Annotated in this window: 15 protein-coding genes; 10 read left to right on the top strand and 5 right to left on the bottom strand. The window is 67.6% G+C overall.

The genetic code is table 11. The features are described from left to right. Positions 1–43 precede the first annotated feature (43 nt). Positions 44–973 (top strand): ABC transporter ATP-binding protein, encoded by a 930-nt coding sequence (locus ACFDTH_RS02565; protein ID WP_375285939.1) that lies wholly within the window; start codon positions 44–46, stop codon positions 971–973. Continuing rightward, positions 970–1,731: an ABC transporter permease gene (locus tag ACFDTH_RS02570; RefSeq protein WP_375285940.1), complete on the top strand. Its 762-nt coding sequence runs from the start codon at positions 970–972 to the stop codon at positions 1,729–1,731. The genes ACFDTH_RS02565 and ACFDTH_RS02570 overlap by 4 nt, the downstream gene beginning before the upstream one ends. A 4-nt stretch (positions 1,732–1,735) precedes the next feature. Here ACFDTH_RS02570 and ACFDTH_RS02575 read toward each other — a convergent pair whose 3' ends face one another. Continuing rightward, positions 1,736–2,350: a helix-turn-helix transcriptional regulator gene (locus ACFDTH_RS02575; RefSeq protein ID WP_375285941.1), complete on the bottom strand. Its 615-nt coding sequence runs from the start codon at positions 2,348–2,350 to the stop codon at positions 1,736–1,738. An 84-nt stretch (positions 2,351–2,434) separates the two neighbouring features. On the opposite strand from ACFDTH_RS02575, the gene ACFDTH_RS02580 reads away from it, so the two are divergent. Together ACFDTH_RS02580 and ACFDTH_RS02585 are read left to right on the top strand one after the other, a co-directional pair. Then, on the top strand, positions 2,435–2,620 hold the full coding sequence (locus ACFDTH_RS02580) for a hypothetical protein (RefSeq protein ID WP_375285942.1): 186 nt from the start codon (positions 2,435–2,437) through the stop codon (positions 2,618–2,620). Next, entirely contained in the window at positions 2,620–2,913 is a 294-nt protein-coding gene (locus tag ACFDTH_RS02585; protein ID WP_375285943.1) for a hypothetical protein, read from the top strand. The genes ACFDTH_RS02580 and ACFDTH_RS02585 overlap by 1 nt, the downstream gene beginning before the upstream one ends. Before the next feature lie 120 nt (positions 2,914–3,033). Here the strand turns inward: ACFDTH_RS02585 and ACFDTH_RS02590 are convergent, their stop codons facing one another. Together ACFDTH_RS02590 and ACFDTH_RS02595 are read right to left on the bottom strand one after the other, a co-directional pair. Further along, the gene (locus tag ACFDTH_RS02590; RefSeq protein WP_375285944.1) at positions 3,034–3,729 is read right to left on the bottom strand and encodes a hypothetical protein; all 696 of its coding nucleotides are present in this window, start codon (positions 3,727–3,729) and stop codon (positions 3,034–3,036) included. Further along, positions 3,729–4,937, bottom strand: coding sequence for a TIGR04063 family PEP-CTERM/XrtA system glycosyltransferase (locus ACFDTH_RS02595; protein WP_375285945.1), 1,209 nt, complete (start codon positions 4,935–4,937; stop codon positions 3,729–3,731). The genes ACFDTH_RS02590 and ACFDTH_RS02595 overlap by 1 nt, the downstream gene beginning before the upstream one ends. Before the next feature lie 195 nt (positions 4,938–5,132). Here ACFDTH_RS02595 and ACFDTH_RS02600 point away from each other — a divergent pair, with 195 nt between their 5' ends. After that, a complete protein-coding gene (locus tag ACFDTH_RS02600) occupies positions 5,133–6,485 on the top strand; it encodes a putative O-glycosylation ligase, exosortase A system-associated (RefSeq protein ID WP_375285946.1) in 1,353 nt (450 codons plus the stop codon). 31 nt (positions 6,486–6,516) lie between these two features. Here the strand turns inward: ACFDTH_RS02600 and ACFDTH_RS02605 are convergent, their stop codons facing one another. Then, complete coding sequence (locus ACFDTH_RS02605; RefSeq protein ID WP_375285947.1) at positions 6,517–7,071, bottom strand: type 1 glutamine amidotransferase domain-containing protein; 555 nt, start codon at positions 7,069–7,071, stop codon at positions 6,517–6,519. Between the two features lie 106 nt (positions 7,072–7,177). Here ACFDTH_RS02605 and ACFDTH_RS02610 point away from each other — a divergent pair, with 106 nt between their 5' ends. Both ACFDTH_RS02610 and ACFDTH_RS02615 read left to right on the top strand, forming a co-directional pair. Beyond that, the gene (locus tag ACFDTH_RS02610; RefSeq protein ID WP_375285948.1) at positions 7,178–8,200 is read left to right on the top strand and encodes a DNA topoisomerase IB; all 1,023 of its coding nucleotides are present in this window, start codon (positions 7,178–7,180) and stop codon (positions 8,198–8,200) included. Positions 8,201–8,354: 154 nt separating this feature from the next. After that, entirely contained in the window at positions 8,355–9,527 is a 1,173-nt protein-coding gene (locus ACFDTH_RS02615; protein ID WP_375285949.1) for a mechanosensitive ion channel family protein, read from the top strand. A 190-nt stretch (positions 9,528–9,717) separates the two neighbouring features. On the opposite strand, the gene ACFDTH_RS02620 is transcribed toward ACFDTH_RS02615, so the two are convergent. Continuing rightward, positions 9,718–10,377 carry a hypothetical protein gene (locus ACFDTH_RS02620; RefSeq protein ID WP_375285950.1) on the bottom strand — a complete coding sequence of 220 codons (660 nt, stop codon included), beginning with the start codon at positions 10,375–10,377 and terminating at the stop codon, positions 9,718–9,720. Between the two features lie 257 nt (positions 10,378–10,634). On the opposite strand from ACFDTH_RS02620, the gene ACFDTH_RS02625 reads away from it, so the two are divergent. The 3 genes from ACFDTH_RS02625 to ACFDTH_RS02635 all read left to right on the top strand — a co-directional run bounded on the left by ACFDTH_RS02625 (position 10,635) and on the right by ACFDTH_RS02635 (position 12,841). Beyond that, positions 10,635–11,069 (top strand): MaoC family dehydratase, encoded by a 435-nt coding sequence (locus tag ACFDTH_RS02625; protein ID WP_375285978.1) that lies wholly within the window; start codon positions 10,635–10,637, stop codon positions 11,067–11,069. A gap of 21 nt (positions 11,070–11,090) precedes the next feature. Beyond that, positions 11,091–12,269 carry an acetyl-CoA C-acyltransferase gene (locus ACFDTH_RS02630; RefSeq protein WP_375285951.1) on the top strand — a complete coding sequence of 393 codons (1,179 nt, stop codon included), beginning with the start codon at positions 11,091–11,093 and terminating at the stop codon, positions 12,267–12,269. Between the two features lie 95 nt (positions 12,270–12,364). Next, positions 12,365–12,841 carry a pyridoxamine 5'-phosphate oxidase family protein gene (locus ACFDTH_RS02635; RefSeq protein WP_375285952.1) on the top strand — a complete coding sequence of 159 codons (477 nt, stop codon included), beginning with the start codon at positions 12,365–12,367 and terminating at the stop codon, positions 12,839–12,841. Positions 12,842–12,947 lie beyond the last annotated feature (106 nt).

Here is a 12,947-nt window from a genome sequence, read left to right on the forward strand (position 1 = left end):
CATGCTTGCCCTGCCCCGCGCCCGCTGTAACGGCCGCATCCGCATGACCGACCCGATCCTCTCCATCGCCGGCGTCTCCAAGACCTACAAGGACGGCACGGTCGCCCTGAAGCCGGTCGACCTGGACATCCGCCGCGGCGAAATCTTCGCGCTGCTCGGGCCCAATGGCGCGGGCAAGACGACGCTGATCAGCATCGTCTGCGGCATCGTCACGCCCTCCGCCGGCACGATCACCGTCGCCGGTCACGACGCACTCGCGGACTACAAGTCCGCCCGCCGCGCGATCGGTCTCGTTCCACAGGAGCTCGCCACCGACGCCTTTGAGAGCGTGCTCGCCACCGTGAAGTTCTCGCGCCGCCTGTTCGGGCGATCGGGCCACAGCGACTATATCGAGCAGGTGCTGCGCGACCTGTCGCTGTGGGACAAGCGCGACACGCCGATCAAGGACCTGTCGGGCGGGATGAAGCGCCGCGTGCTGATCGCCAAGGCGCTGGCGCACGAGCCCGATATCCTGTTCCTCGACGAGCCCACCGCGGGCGTCGACGTCAACCTCAGGCGCGACATGTGGAAGCTGGTCCACCGCCTGCGCGAGAATGGCGCCACCATCATCCTCACCACGCACTATATCGAGGAGGCCGAGGAGATGGCCGACCGGATCGGCGTGATCCGCGGCGGCGAGCTTCTCCTGGTGGAGGACAAAGCCGCGCTGATGAAGAAGCTCGGCAAGCGCGAGATGAAGCTGACCCTGATCGAGCCGCTCGCGGCCGTACCTGATACGCTGTCGGACTGGGATCTGACGTTGGAGGACGAGGGCCGCACGCTTCGCTACGTGTTCGACGCGCAGGCGGAGGACACCGGCATCCCCGCCCTGCTCCGGCGGCTGGAGGCGGAGAACATCCAGTTTCGCGACCTCGAATCCTCGCGCTCCACGCTCGAAGACATCTTCGTCGACCTGGTCGGGGAAAAGGCATGAACCTGAACGGCATCCGCGCGATCTACTGGTTCGAGATGGCGCGCTTCATGCGCACGATCTGGACCAGCCTGGCGACGCCGGTGATCACCACCTCGCTTTATTTCGTCGTGTTCGGCTCCGCGATCGGGCGGCAGATGGGCGAGATCGACGGCGTGCCCTATGGCGCGTTCATCGTGCCCGGGCTGATGCTGCTCACCATCTTCTCGGAAAGCATCCTCAACTCCAGCCTGGGCATTTACATGCCCAAGTTCACCGGCACGATCTACGAACTGCTGTCCGCGCCGATCTCGCCGCTGGAGACGGTGCTCGGCTATGTCGGCGCCGCGACCACCAAGTCGCTGGTGATCGCGCTGATCATCTTTGCCACCGCCCATCTGTTCGTTGACCTGCCGGTCGCGCATCCGCTGCTGATGCTCGGCTATCTGGTGCTGGTCGCGGTCGCCTTCTGCCTGTTCGGCTTCGTGATCGGCATCCTCGCCAACGGATTCGAGCAGTTGCAGGTCATCCCCCTGCTGGTCGTCACCCCCCTGACTTTCCTCGGCGGCGCCTTCTACTCGATCAGCATGCTGCCCGAGCCGTGGCGCACCGTCACCCTGTTCAACCCGGTCGCCTATCTGATCGACGGCTTCCGCTGGACCTTCTTCGGCACCAGCGACGTGGCGGTGGCGGTCAGCCTGGCGGTGACGCTGGCCTTCCTGCTCGCCTGCCTGGTGGCGGTGGTGGTGATCTTCCGCACCGGCTGGCGCCTCAAGAGCTGACGCCTCAGGCGGGGCGGCGGATCAGCAGCTTGACTGCGCCGATCACCGCCAGTTCGGCAAGCGGCACGCGCACCGGCGGAAAGGTGGCATTGTCGCTGACCAGCCGCAGCGCCGCGCCGTCCCGCTCCAGCCGCTTGACGCTGAGCGCCTCGTCGCGCCGGACGACGTAGATCGCACCATCGCGGACGCCCCGGTCGCTGCGATCGACCAGCAGCCGGTCGCCGGACAGGATCGTCGGCTCCATCGAGTCTCCCTCGGCAGCGATCATCGACGCGTCTGCCGGCGCAATCCCTGCTTCGCGCAACAGGCTCCGCGCGAACGGCTCGGTGCGGATCAGCGCCTCGCCCTCCGCCGCAAGCCCCCGCCCTGCCGAGGCGCGGACCGACAGATAGGGCACTGCAACCAGATCGGCGGCGGCAGCGCCGCCCAGCAGCGACGGCTCGACCCCGAAATGATCGGCGAGCGTCGCAATGTCGTCATCGGCGAGCCGACGCGGCGAGCCCCGCTGGACGAACTGCTGGAGATAGGCGGGATTGCGGCGGAGCAGACGGGAGAGAGCCGCGAGGCTCTCCCCGCGCGCGCCGGCAAGCCGGGCCAGCATGTCGCGCACCTCCGTCATGCCGCCGCAGTAGCGTAGGAAAAAATCCTAGACAAGTTGGAAAGCGAACAGAACAAGAACGTCGTTCCGCCCACGGAGTCGCTGATGTCCTATTCGCCCCTGCTGATCCGCATCGATCGCTACCTGCGTCACACCGGCACGCCGCGCACGCGCTTCGGTCGCGAGGTGGCGCGCGATCCCCGCCTGATCGACGACCTGCGCGGCGGCCGCGCCCTTCGCGCCGACCTTGCCGGCAAGGTGGACAATTTCCTGTCCGCGCGGGGCTGGTGATGCGCCGCACCGATCCCAGCCGCCGACTGGTGCGCGCGCTCGAACGCGCCGGCTTGGCCGCGAGCGTGAAGATCGCCTGGACACTGACGGCGTCGGTCCCTTGGGCAAGTGCGCTGTTCGTGGGCGAGCGGCACGTGCTGCTGGGCGCCGCTGAAGCCACCCCTGCACTCGACGCCTTCTTGGCGGCCTTGCCGGAGATGGACCTCCCGCTCCCCGACGGCTGTGTCGCCGATCTGGTGGTCGAAGGAAGACGGGCGATGACGCTCCGCGCCCTTGTAATCGACGCCTGCTGAGAGAGGTCCAGCCTTACCGACTTCCACCTCCCCGGCATGCGCCGGGGCCCAGTTGCGAGCGGTCCGATGCTAAGCCCCGTCCCCGCCGAGACGTCAGTTAGGCCGAACGCGGCATGCGCCTCAGCGCACCGCCAGCGTGCGCAGCGCCCCCAGCCCCTCGGCGCTGGGCTGCGGCCGGCTCCCGTTGGCTGCGCCGCGCTCCAGCCGCTCGATCAGGCCGGCGACGGTCGAAGGCATCGGCTCGCGCTCCCGCACCTTGGTTGCGCGCCGGATCGGCACCAGTTCGAACGCGTCCTCGGCCATCTTCGCCGGCCGGGCGAGCGGCGCGACCGGGCGGACCGGTTCCTGCGGCGCGGCGAGGATTGCGCCCGGATCCATCGCCGCGAGCGGCGTATCGAGATCAGCGGGCAAGGTACGCTCGGCATCATCGGATCCCGGCTTCAGGATCGCACGCGTTCGCATCGGCAGCGGATCGCCAAGGTCCTCCATCGCGCGGATCGGGCGCCGTGCGGGCGCATCGGGATGCGCGTCGGCGCGGCGCAGCACCGGGACGCCATCCTCGCGGGCCGTGGGCACGCGCCGCAGCGCCATCCGCAGCGCCACGAACGCCCCGCCGCCCGCCAGCGCGCCGATCGCGAGAGCCAGCAGCATCCGCGCGGTCATGCCGAGGGGGGGCCGCGCGGCGGAGAGGATCGAGGGCAGCCCCAGCCCCTCCACCAGCGCGACCAGCCGCCATTCGGGCAGGATCGCGACCAGCAGCGCCGCCAATGTACCGGCGGCGGCGATCACAGGCAGTTGGCGGGGCAGACGAAGCATCATGATCGGGCACTCGCACGCGCGGCGACCAGCCGCTGATAGACTGGTTGGTAGCGCAAGACGTTTGACGACCAGTTACGCTCGCGCTCGACGAACGCGCGCCCGCGGTCGCGACGTGCCTCCCAGCCGGCGTGATCGGCGAACAGGTCCGCCAGCGCTCGTGCAATCGCCGCCGGATCGTCCGCTGCGAACAATGTGCCCGTCTCCCCATCGCGGATCAGCTCGCGATGCCCACCGACGTCGGAGGCGGCGACCAGCCTGCGCTGCGCCATCGCTTCCAGCGGCTTCAGCGGCGTGACCAGGTCGGTCAGCCGCATCTTCTTGCGCGGATAGGCCAGCACGTCGACCAGGCTGTAATAGCGTTCCACCGCGCCGTGCGGCACGCGCCCGGTGAAGACGATCCGCTCGGCGACGGGCGAGGCCGCCGCCTGCGCGCGCAGCGCGGCGTCCATCGGCCCGCCGCCGACCAGCAGCAACCGCGCCTCCGGCCGCGCCGCCACCAGCATCGGCATCGCCGCGATCAGGTCGTCCAGCCCCTCGTAATCGTAGAAGCTGCCGATGAAGCCGACCACGTTGCCGGTCAGCCCCAGCTCCGCCGCCAGCGCCTCGTCACGCGGCGCGGGTGTGCCGAACAGGTGCATGTCGACGCCGTTGGGCGACACCAGGATCTTGTCCGCCGCGATCCCGCGCGCGACCAGGTCGCCGCGCAGCCCTTCGCAGATCACCGCCACCGCATCGGCGCGGCGCACTGCCCAGGTTTCCAGCGCCCGCGTCGCCCGGTAGCGGGCCGAGCCCTCGCGCCCGGTGCCGTTGCCGACGGCAGCATCCTCCCAGAACGCGCGAATCTCATACACCAGAGGCAGCCCGCGCCGCCGCGCCACCCGCAGCGCGGCTAGCGCGTCGAGCACCGGCGAATGCGCATGGAGCAGGTCGGGCCGGAACGCGTCCACCACCCCATCGATCCGCCGTGCGAACGCCGCGATCTCGGTGACCTCCAGCAAAGGCGAGCGGCGCGGCGTTACCGGCGCGGTGCGATGGAAGGCGATATCGTCCACCACCTCGCTGGCGGGCGCGTGCCCGTGCCGCGGCCCGGTCACCGCCGCCACCGTCCAGCCCAGCGCCTCCTGCGCCTTCAGGATCGCGCGGGTGCGAAAGGTGTAGCCGCTCTGGAGCGGCAGGCCGTGATCGAGGACATGGAGGATCCGCATCGGCCGCGCCCCTGCCACGCCAGCATTTAACGCCGCGATAACTGCGCCGCGGCTACGCCCGCCGCCGTGACGCGCGAGGCCCGGCCATGATCGACAACTTCTCGCTCGCGCTCACCCACGGTCTGATGCTGCTCGCCGCCTGGCGTCTGCTGTTCCGCCCCGACTTGGATCGGGAAGACCGCCCCGAGAACCACGATGCGTGACCTCGCCTTCCTCGGCTTCCTCGCCGCTTTGTTCGGCATGGGGTTCCGCCGCCCGTTCCTGCTCGTCCTCGCCTATGTCTATATCGACATCGTCTCGCCGCAGCGGCTGACCTATTACCTGCTCAACGCAGTCCCGATCTCGCTGATCGCGGTCGGCCTCGCGGTCGGCGCCTGGGCGATGGTGGACAAGAAGCACGACACCCGCGTCGCCCCGCGCCAGGGATTGATCCTGCTGCTGCTGGTCTATTGCTGGTTCACCACCGGCACCGCCGATTTCAAGCTGGAGGCGGCGGAGAAATGGGACTGGGTGTGGAAGACGCTCGCCTTCGCCGCCTTCCTGCCGCTCACCCTGCGCACGCGGCTCAGGATCGAGGCATTGCTGCTGTTCATGATCCTCTCGGCGGGCTCGATCATCATCGTCGGCGGGATCAAGACGCTCGCATCCGGCGGCGGCTATGGCGCGCTCAACCTGATGGTGTCGAACAATTCGGGGCTGTACGAGGGGAGCATCATCTCCGCGGTGGCGATCTGCATCGTGCCGCTGATCCTGTGGTTCGCTAGGCACGGCACGATCTTCCCGCCCGACTGGCGCGTGCGCACCTTCTGCTACGCGCTCGTCTTCGCCTGCCTGCTGATGCCGGTCGGCACCTCGGCGCGCACCGGGCTGGTCTGCGTCGCGCTGCTCGCGGTGCTGATGCTGCGCGAGGTGAAGCGCAAGGGCCTCTATATCGGCCTGTGCGCGCTCGCCGGCATGGCCGCGCTGCCGCTGCTGCCGAGCGCATTCAGCGAGCGGATGAACACGATCAAGACGTACGAAGCGGACGAAAGCGCCTCCACGCGGCTGGCGGTCTGGGGCTGGACCTGGAACTACGTCAAGCAGCACCCGTTCGGCGGCGGCTTCGAGGCGTATCGGCAGAACAATATCCGCTACGAGACGGTGAAGACCGTTCCCACCGCCACCGGCACGACGATCGAGCGCAGCCTGACCGTGGACAAGGCGCGCGCCTATCATTCCAGCTATTTCGAGATGCTGGGCGAACAGGGCTGGCCGGGGCTGATCCTGTGGCTGGCGATCAGCCTGATCGGCATCGTCCGCATGGAGGTGATCCGCCGCCGCTACCGCAGCGCGGAGGGCGAGCAGGCCTGGATCGCCCCGCTCGCCGCTGCGCTCCAGTCGGCGCACCTCATCTACCTGCTCGGCGGCGCCTTCGTCGGCATCGCCTTTCAGTCGTTCATCTACATGCCGGTCGGCGCGCAGATCGGGCTGGACACCTATCTGACGCGCAAGCGGCAGGAGGCGGACTGGCGCCCGATGGGCCGGCGCGCGCAAGTGGCGGTGGCCTGAGCCCCTCCCGCACAGGGAGGGGCCTGCCGGATCACGCTTCCGCCATCTCCGCTTCCAGCGCCTTCACCAGCGCCGCGCTGAACGCGGGGATGTCGCCCGGCTTGCGGCTGGTGATCAGGTTGCCGTCGACCACCACCTCCTCGTCCACCACATCGGCGCCCGCATTCTCCAGATCGGTGCGCACCGAGGGCCAGCTGGTCACGCGGCGGCCATCGACCACGTCGGCCTCCACCAGCAGCCACGGCGCATGGCAGATCGCCGCCACCGGCTTGTCGTCCTCGAAGAACTCCTCGACGATCGCCACCGCGCGCTCCTCCATCCGCAGCTTGTCGGGATTGGCGACGCCGCCGGGCAGCAGCAGCGCGTCAAACGCCTCGGTGTCGACCTGGTCGAGCGTCAGGTCCGGGGTGATCGTGCGGGTCGGCTCGCTGTCGTGCTTCACGCCCTGGATGGGATCGGTCTTGATGGAAGCGAGCGTCACCTGCGCGCCCGCATCGAGCAGCGCCTGGCGGGGGTCGAACAGCTCGGAATCCTCGAAGCCGTCGGTGGCGAGGATCAGGACGCGCGCTTCGGAAAGGTCGGCCATGGGAAGTCTCCTGAGGTAGATCGCCCCAACCGTCCGCGGCCCTGCCCGTTCCGGAACCGGCAAGCGGCCCGGCGCATTGGGCGCACACCCTGGAGGACATCAAGGCGTGGCCGCACGACTGGTTTACAGCGACGACAGCAAGCCCGGCATCACCCGCAAGAAGGTGCGCAACGGCTGGGGCTATTGGGACGCCAGGGGCGAGCGGATCACCGACCGCGACGAGATCGACCGGCTCAACGCCATCGGCCTGCCCCCCGCCTATCGCGATGCCTGGTTCAATCCGAAGCCGAACGGCCATATCCAGGCGGTCGGCTGGGACGAGAAGGGCCGCAAGCAATATCGCTACCACCCCGATTTCCGTGAGGCGCAGGAAGCCGCCAAGTACGAGCGCTGTGCCGAATTCGGCCGCATCCTGCCCAAGCTGCGCAAGCAGGTCGCAGCGGACCTCGCCAGGCGGAAGCTCAGCAAGGAGCGCGCGGTTGCCGCGGTGATCCGCCTGCTGGACGGCGGCCACATTCGCGTCGGCAACGAGGCCTATGCCGAGGCGAACGAGAGCTTCGGCGCCACCACCTTGCGCAAGCGCCACGGCAAGGTGAAGGGCCAGACCCTCAAGCTGCGCTACAAGGGCAAGTCCGGCAAGGAACGCGACCTGAAGATCACCGATCGCTCGCTCGCGCGCTTCGTGCGCAACTGCCAGGACCTCGACGAGCAGCACCTGTTCGCCTGGGTGGACGAGGACGGTGAGGCGCATCCGGTCACCTCCACCGACGTGAACGAGTACATCAAGGACGCGACCGGCAGCGACTTCACCGCCAAGAATTTCCGCACCTGGGCTGCCTCGGTCGCCGCCTTCGAGACGCTGGCGCGCGCCGAGAAGGACCTCAGCCTCAAGCGGCTGCTGGAGCCGGTGGTCGAGCGGCTCGGCAACACGCCGGCGATCGCGCGCAAGTCCTACGTTCATCCCAGGCTCATCGAGCTCGTGAAAGATGGGCAGGATGCCTTCCGGCACGGCTTGCGTCTGCCCCGGTCGGCCAAGCACCTGAGCCGCGAGGAACGCGGCCTGATTGCATTCCTTGAGCAGGAAACGGGAGAGGCGGCGAAGGTGGTCGAGGCAGCAAAGGCCGCCTGAACACTCCACCTCATCACCCCGGCCTTGTGCCGGGGTCCACGGTGCCGCGCATCAGGACCTGTCGGCTCTTGCCGAACGGTGGATGCCGGGACAGGCCCGGCATGACGAGCCATGCTTGGCGAGCCGCGAACAGACAAACAGCCGAGATCCAGTCATGTCCAATACATCCGTGACCAAACTCCCGGCGATCCGCGCCGAGCAGGTCCACGAGCAGGCACGCTCCTTCCTCCAGACCAGCGTGTCGTGGATCCAGTCGAACTGGCTCCAGGTGCTGATCGCGGTGGGCATCGCCACCGTCATCGTCGTCGGCCTGACCGCCGCGCGCGGGCTGGGCGCGCGCCTCGCCGCACGCAGCAAATCGGGCAAGGGCTGGGCGGCGATCTTCGGCCGCGCAATCCAGAAGACCAATCAGTTCTTCATCTTCATGCTCGCCGCGCGACTGGTGGTCACCTATGCGGAGGCGCCCTCCCCGGTCGCCAGAACGGTGCAGTTCCTGTTCACCGTTGCGGCGGTGTTCCAGGCGGCGATCTGGGCACGCGAGCTGATCCTGGGTGCGATCGAGCATCGCACCCGTTCGGAAAGTTACAATGGCGAGGCGCTGATGAGCGCGCTGGGGCTGATCCGCCTGCTGGTCAGTTTCGCGGTGTTCGCGATCGCGCTGGTGGTGGTGCTCGACAACCTGGGCGTGAACGTCACCGGGCTGGTCGCCGGTCTCGGCGTCGGCGGCATCGCCATCGGCCTGGCCGCCCAGGGCATCTTCGCGGACCTGTTCGCCGCGCTGGCGATCATCTTCGACCGGCCGTTCCGCCGCGGCGACAACATCATCTACGATCAGACTAGCGGCACGATTGAGGCGATCGGGCTCAAATCCACCCGCATCCGCGCGTTCACCGGCGAGCTGCGCATCATCGCCAACCGCCAGTTGCTCGACAAGGAGATCCAGAACATCTCCGATCGCGACCACATCCGCGTCGGCTACACGATCGGCGTCGCTTATGAGACGCCGCCCGAGACGCTGGCGAAGCTGCCCGCGATCCTGACCGAACTGGTCGAGGCGGAAGGCGGCAAGGTGGCCCGCGCGGGTTTCGAGAGCTTCGGCGCGTCGAGCCTCGACTTCTCCCTGCTCGTCGACACGCCCGGCGGCGACTGGTCGGTCGCGCACGGCACCCGCGATCGCCTGCTCGTGCGCATCATGCAGCGCTTCGCCGAGGAAGGGATCAGCATCCCCTATCCTACCCAGACCACCTACACCGCGGCGCCCGACGGAACCCTGGTCATGCCCTATCCCGAACCGCAGACGGTGAAGGTGGCACCGGAGCAGGGCTGACCGGGCGGTTGAGGCAACGAAAAGCGCAAGGGACTGCCACTAAACCCTCTCCCCTCTGGGGAGAGGGAGAGCCGCGAAGCGGCAAGGGAGAGGGGAAGTGCGATTCAGCAGCGTTTCGCACTGCCCCTCTCCCGGCCTCGCTTTGCTCGGCTACCCTCTTCCCAGAGGCGAGAGGGCAGGATGCTCTGTCTCACGCCGCCAGCCGGGCGCTGTCCAGCATCGCCCGCCAGTTCGGCACGGTCATGGTCCGCAGGTAGTCGGCCTGCATGTCGGTGGTGAGCACCTCGATCATGCGCGTGCCCTCGACATAGACTTCGATGACGTCGAACAAGCCACCCCGGTTGCACACCATCGCCGGCCAGCCCTCGCGCGCCGCGATCGCCAGCACCTCGGTTTCCTTCAGCGCGGTCGCCATCGCAAAGTGCGTTGCCGACCGATCATTGTTGGTCCCGATCATGCCGATGACCCCGCCTGCGCTCTCATGCAGTTCGGCACCACGCGGGTAGATCTCCACCATGGTGGCCCGGTCGTCGTTTGCGAACGCCGCCCAGCTGCCGGTCAGCACCGGCGGGAAAGGCATGGCGGCACCTTGCCACAGTTCGGCGAGCACTTCGGCAACATGCTGCGGACGGTCGGCGTCGATGGACAGGTGGAACAGCATTGGTGAACCCTTTCGTTGATGCGGGGTTCGCTGCACCGCCGCGAGTCGCGCCGCCATGCCGCCGCGACGGGGAGACGAGCATGCGACGGGGCCAGCGTCCTGTCCTACACGCGCGCTTTCGGCTATCTTGCGCGCATGATCGGCCCTGAGCTTTTGAAAGACGGCGACACTGCTGCGCCAGTGCCTCAACCGCCTCAATTCGTCCGATTGGCTCGCTGGGCGCCAGCGCCTAAACCGCCTCAATTCGTGGCCACGTCGCGGCGCAGCGGGACGGCCGATTCGACCCGCTTCGAAAAGTGGGTTCGCTTCCGGACACGGCGAAGCACACCGCTGACGCTACGGAAGACGAGTTATTCCAGCTTCGGGTGTCTCCGGACTTGCGGGGTGCGGTGCAGCAGGCTTAGAGAAGCACGCCGCCAAGGGAGGGTGCAGTGACCGCAGACGAAATGAAGGCGGCGATCGGCCGCGAAAGCGTGTCCGAGTGGGTGGAGGTCACCCAGGAGATGATCAACAAGTTCGCCGACGCCACCGGCGACCACCAGTTCATCCATGTCGATCCGGAGCGCGCCAAGCTGACCCCGTTCGGCACCACCATCGCGCATGGCTTCCTGACGCTGTCGCTCCTGCCGCTGCTCTCGGCCAAGAACCCGGACATGCCGCGCCTCGAAGGCGTAAAGATGGGCGTGAACTACGGCGGCAACAAAGTCCGCTTCCTCGCCCCGGTGCCATCGGGCTCGAAGGTCCGCGGCCGCTCGAAGCTGATCGAGTTCGAGGAAAAGCGGCCGGGTCAGTTCCAGTTCACCACCGAGACGACCGTCGAAATCGAAGGGTCCGAAAAGCCCGCGATGATCGCCGAATGGATCACCCAGGTGTTCGCTTAAGCTGCATTAAAGGATATCATCATGCGCTCCGCCGTCATCGTTTCCACCGCCCGCACCCCGATCGGCCGTGCTTATCGCGGCGCGTTCAACAACCTCCCCTCTCCCACGCTCGCGTCGCACGCGATCAAGGCCGCCGTTGAGCGCGCGGGCATCGACGGCGCCGAGGTGCAGGATGTGGTGCTCGGCGCCGCCCTCCAGCAGGGCGCTCAGGCGACCAACATCGCGCGAACTTCGCTGCTGCGCGCCGGCCTGCCGACCTCCGTGTCCGGCATGTCGCTCGATCGCCAGTGCGCCTCTGGCCTTATGGCGATCGCCACCGCCGCCAAGCAGGTGGTGGTCGACAAGATGGACGTGGCGATCGGCGGAGGCGTGGAGAGCATCAGCATCGTCCAGACCCCGCAAATGCGCGTGCAGCCCGATCCCGAACTCGTGGCGATGCACAAGGACATCTACATGCCGATGCTGCAGACTGCGGAAGTGGTCGCCAAGCGCTACGGCATCAGCCGCGACGCCCAGGACGAATACGGCTTCCAGTCGCAGATGCGCACCGCCGCCGCTCAGGCTGCGGGTAAGTTCGACGACGAGATCGTACCCGTTACCGCGACGATGGCGGTGACGAACAAGGAGACCAAGGAGGTCACCTACAAGGAGGTCACGCTCTCCAAGGACGAGGGCAACCGCGCCGATACCACGCTGGAGGGTTTGAAGGCGCTGAAGCCGGTGCTCGGGCCGGACCTCAACATCACCGCCGGCAATGCCTCGCAGCTGTCGGACGGCGCCTCGGCGAGCGTGCTGATGGAGGAGAAGCTCGCCGAGCAGCGCGGCCTCACGCCGCTCGGCCGCTATGTCGGCATGGCGGTGGCGGGCACCGATCCGGACGAGATGGGCATCGGCCCGGTCTTCGCCATCCCCAAGCTGCTGGAGCGCAACGGCCTGAAGATGGACGACATCGGCCTGTGGGAACTCAATGAGGCGTTCGCGGTGCAGGTGCTCTACTGCCGCGACAAGCTCGGCATCCCCGACGAGCTGCTCAACGTCAATGGCGGCGCGATCTCGATCGGCCACCCTTATGGCATGAGCGGCGCGCGCATGACCGGCCATGCGCTGATCGAGGGCAAGCGCCGCGGGGCGAAGTACGTCGTGGTGACGATGTGCGTCGGCGGCGGCATGGGCGCTGCGGGGTTGTTCGAGGTGCTGTGATCAAGCGCCGGGTGGGCGGGCCGAAGTGATCGGTTCGCCCACGCAACCAACCTCATCGCCTCTCGTTTCTCCGCCAAAGCAAAGGAGAACGCCCGATGGCCGACCACGACAGCCCGCAGGAAATCGCCGCCACCTTCCTGGCCAAGGTGAAGGACAGCCCATTCGTGATGATCGGGTTGATGGACGGCGAGCATTCGGAGCCGATGAACGTCAAGATCGACGAGGATCAGCCCAATGCGCTGTTCATCTTCTCCGGCCACGACAATCGCATCGCCAAGGGCGGCAAGGCGATGGCGCAGTTCGTCGGCACGGGGCACGATTTCTTTGCGTGCCTCGCCGGCACGGTCAGTCAGGAGACCAATCAGGCGACCTTTGACAATCTCTGGGACAATCGCGTCGAGGCCTGGTTCCCGAACGGCAAGGCGGATGCGCGGCTCAACCGCTTCGACATCACCTCGGCGGAACTGTGGGAGACCGACGTGTCGGTCAGCGGCCGGCTGAAGATGCTGTTCGGCGGCACCATCGATCAGTCCGAATCGTCCAGCCACGCGGTGGTCGGCAGCGTCGCCTGACCTTCTCGGGTCTTCTCGCCGCCCAGCGAGAAGACCCGGGCTGTCCTACAGCTGGTAACCTGTGTCATGCCCACTTCATGGGCACGGCTGATCCGACGACTTGGCA

It is taken from the genome of Sphingomonas sp. (genome assembly GCF_042096255.1).
GTDB lineage: Bacteria > Pseudomonadota > Alphaproteobacteria > Sphingomonadales > Sphingomonadaceae > Sphingomonas.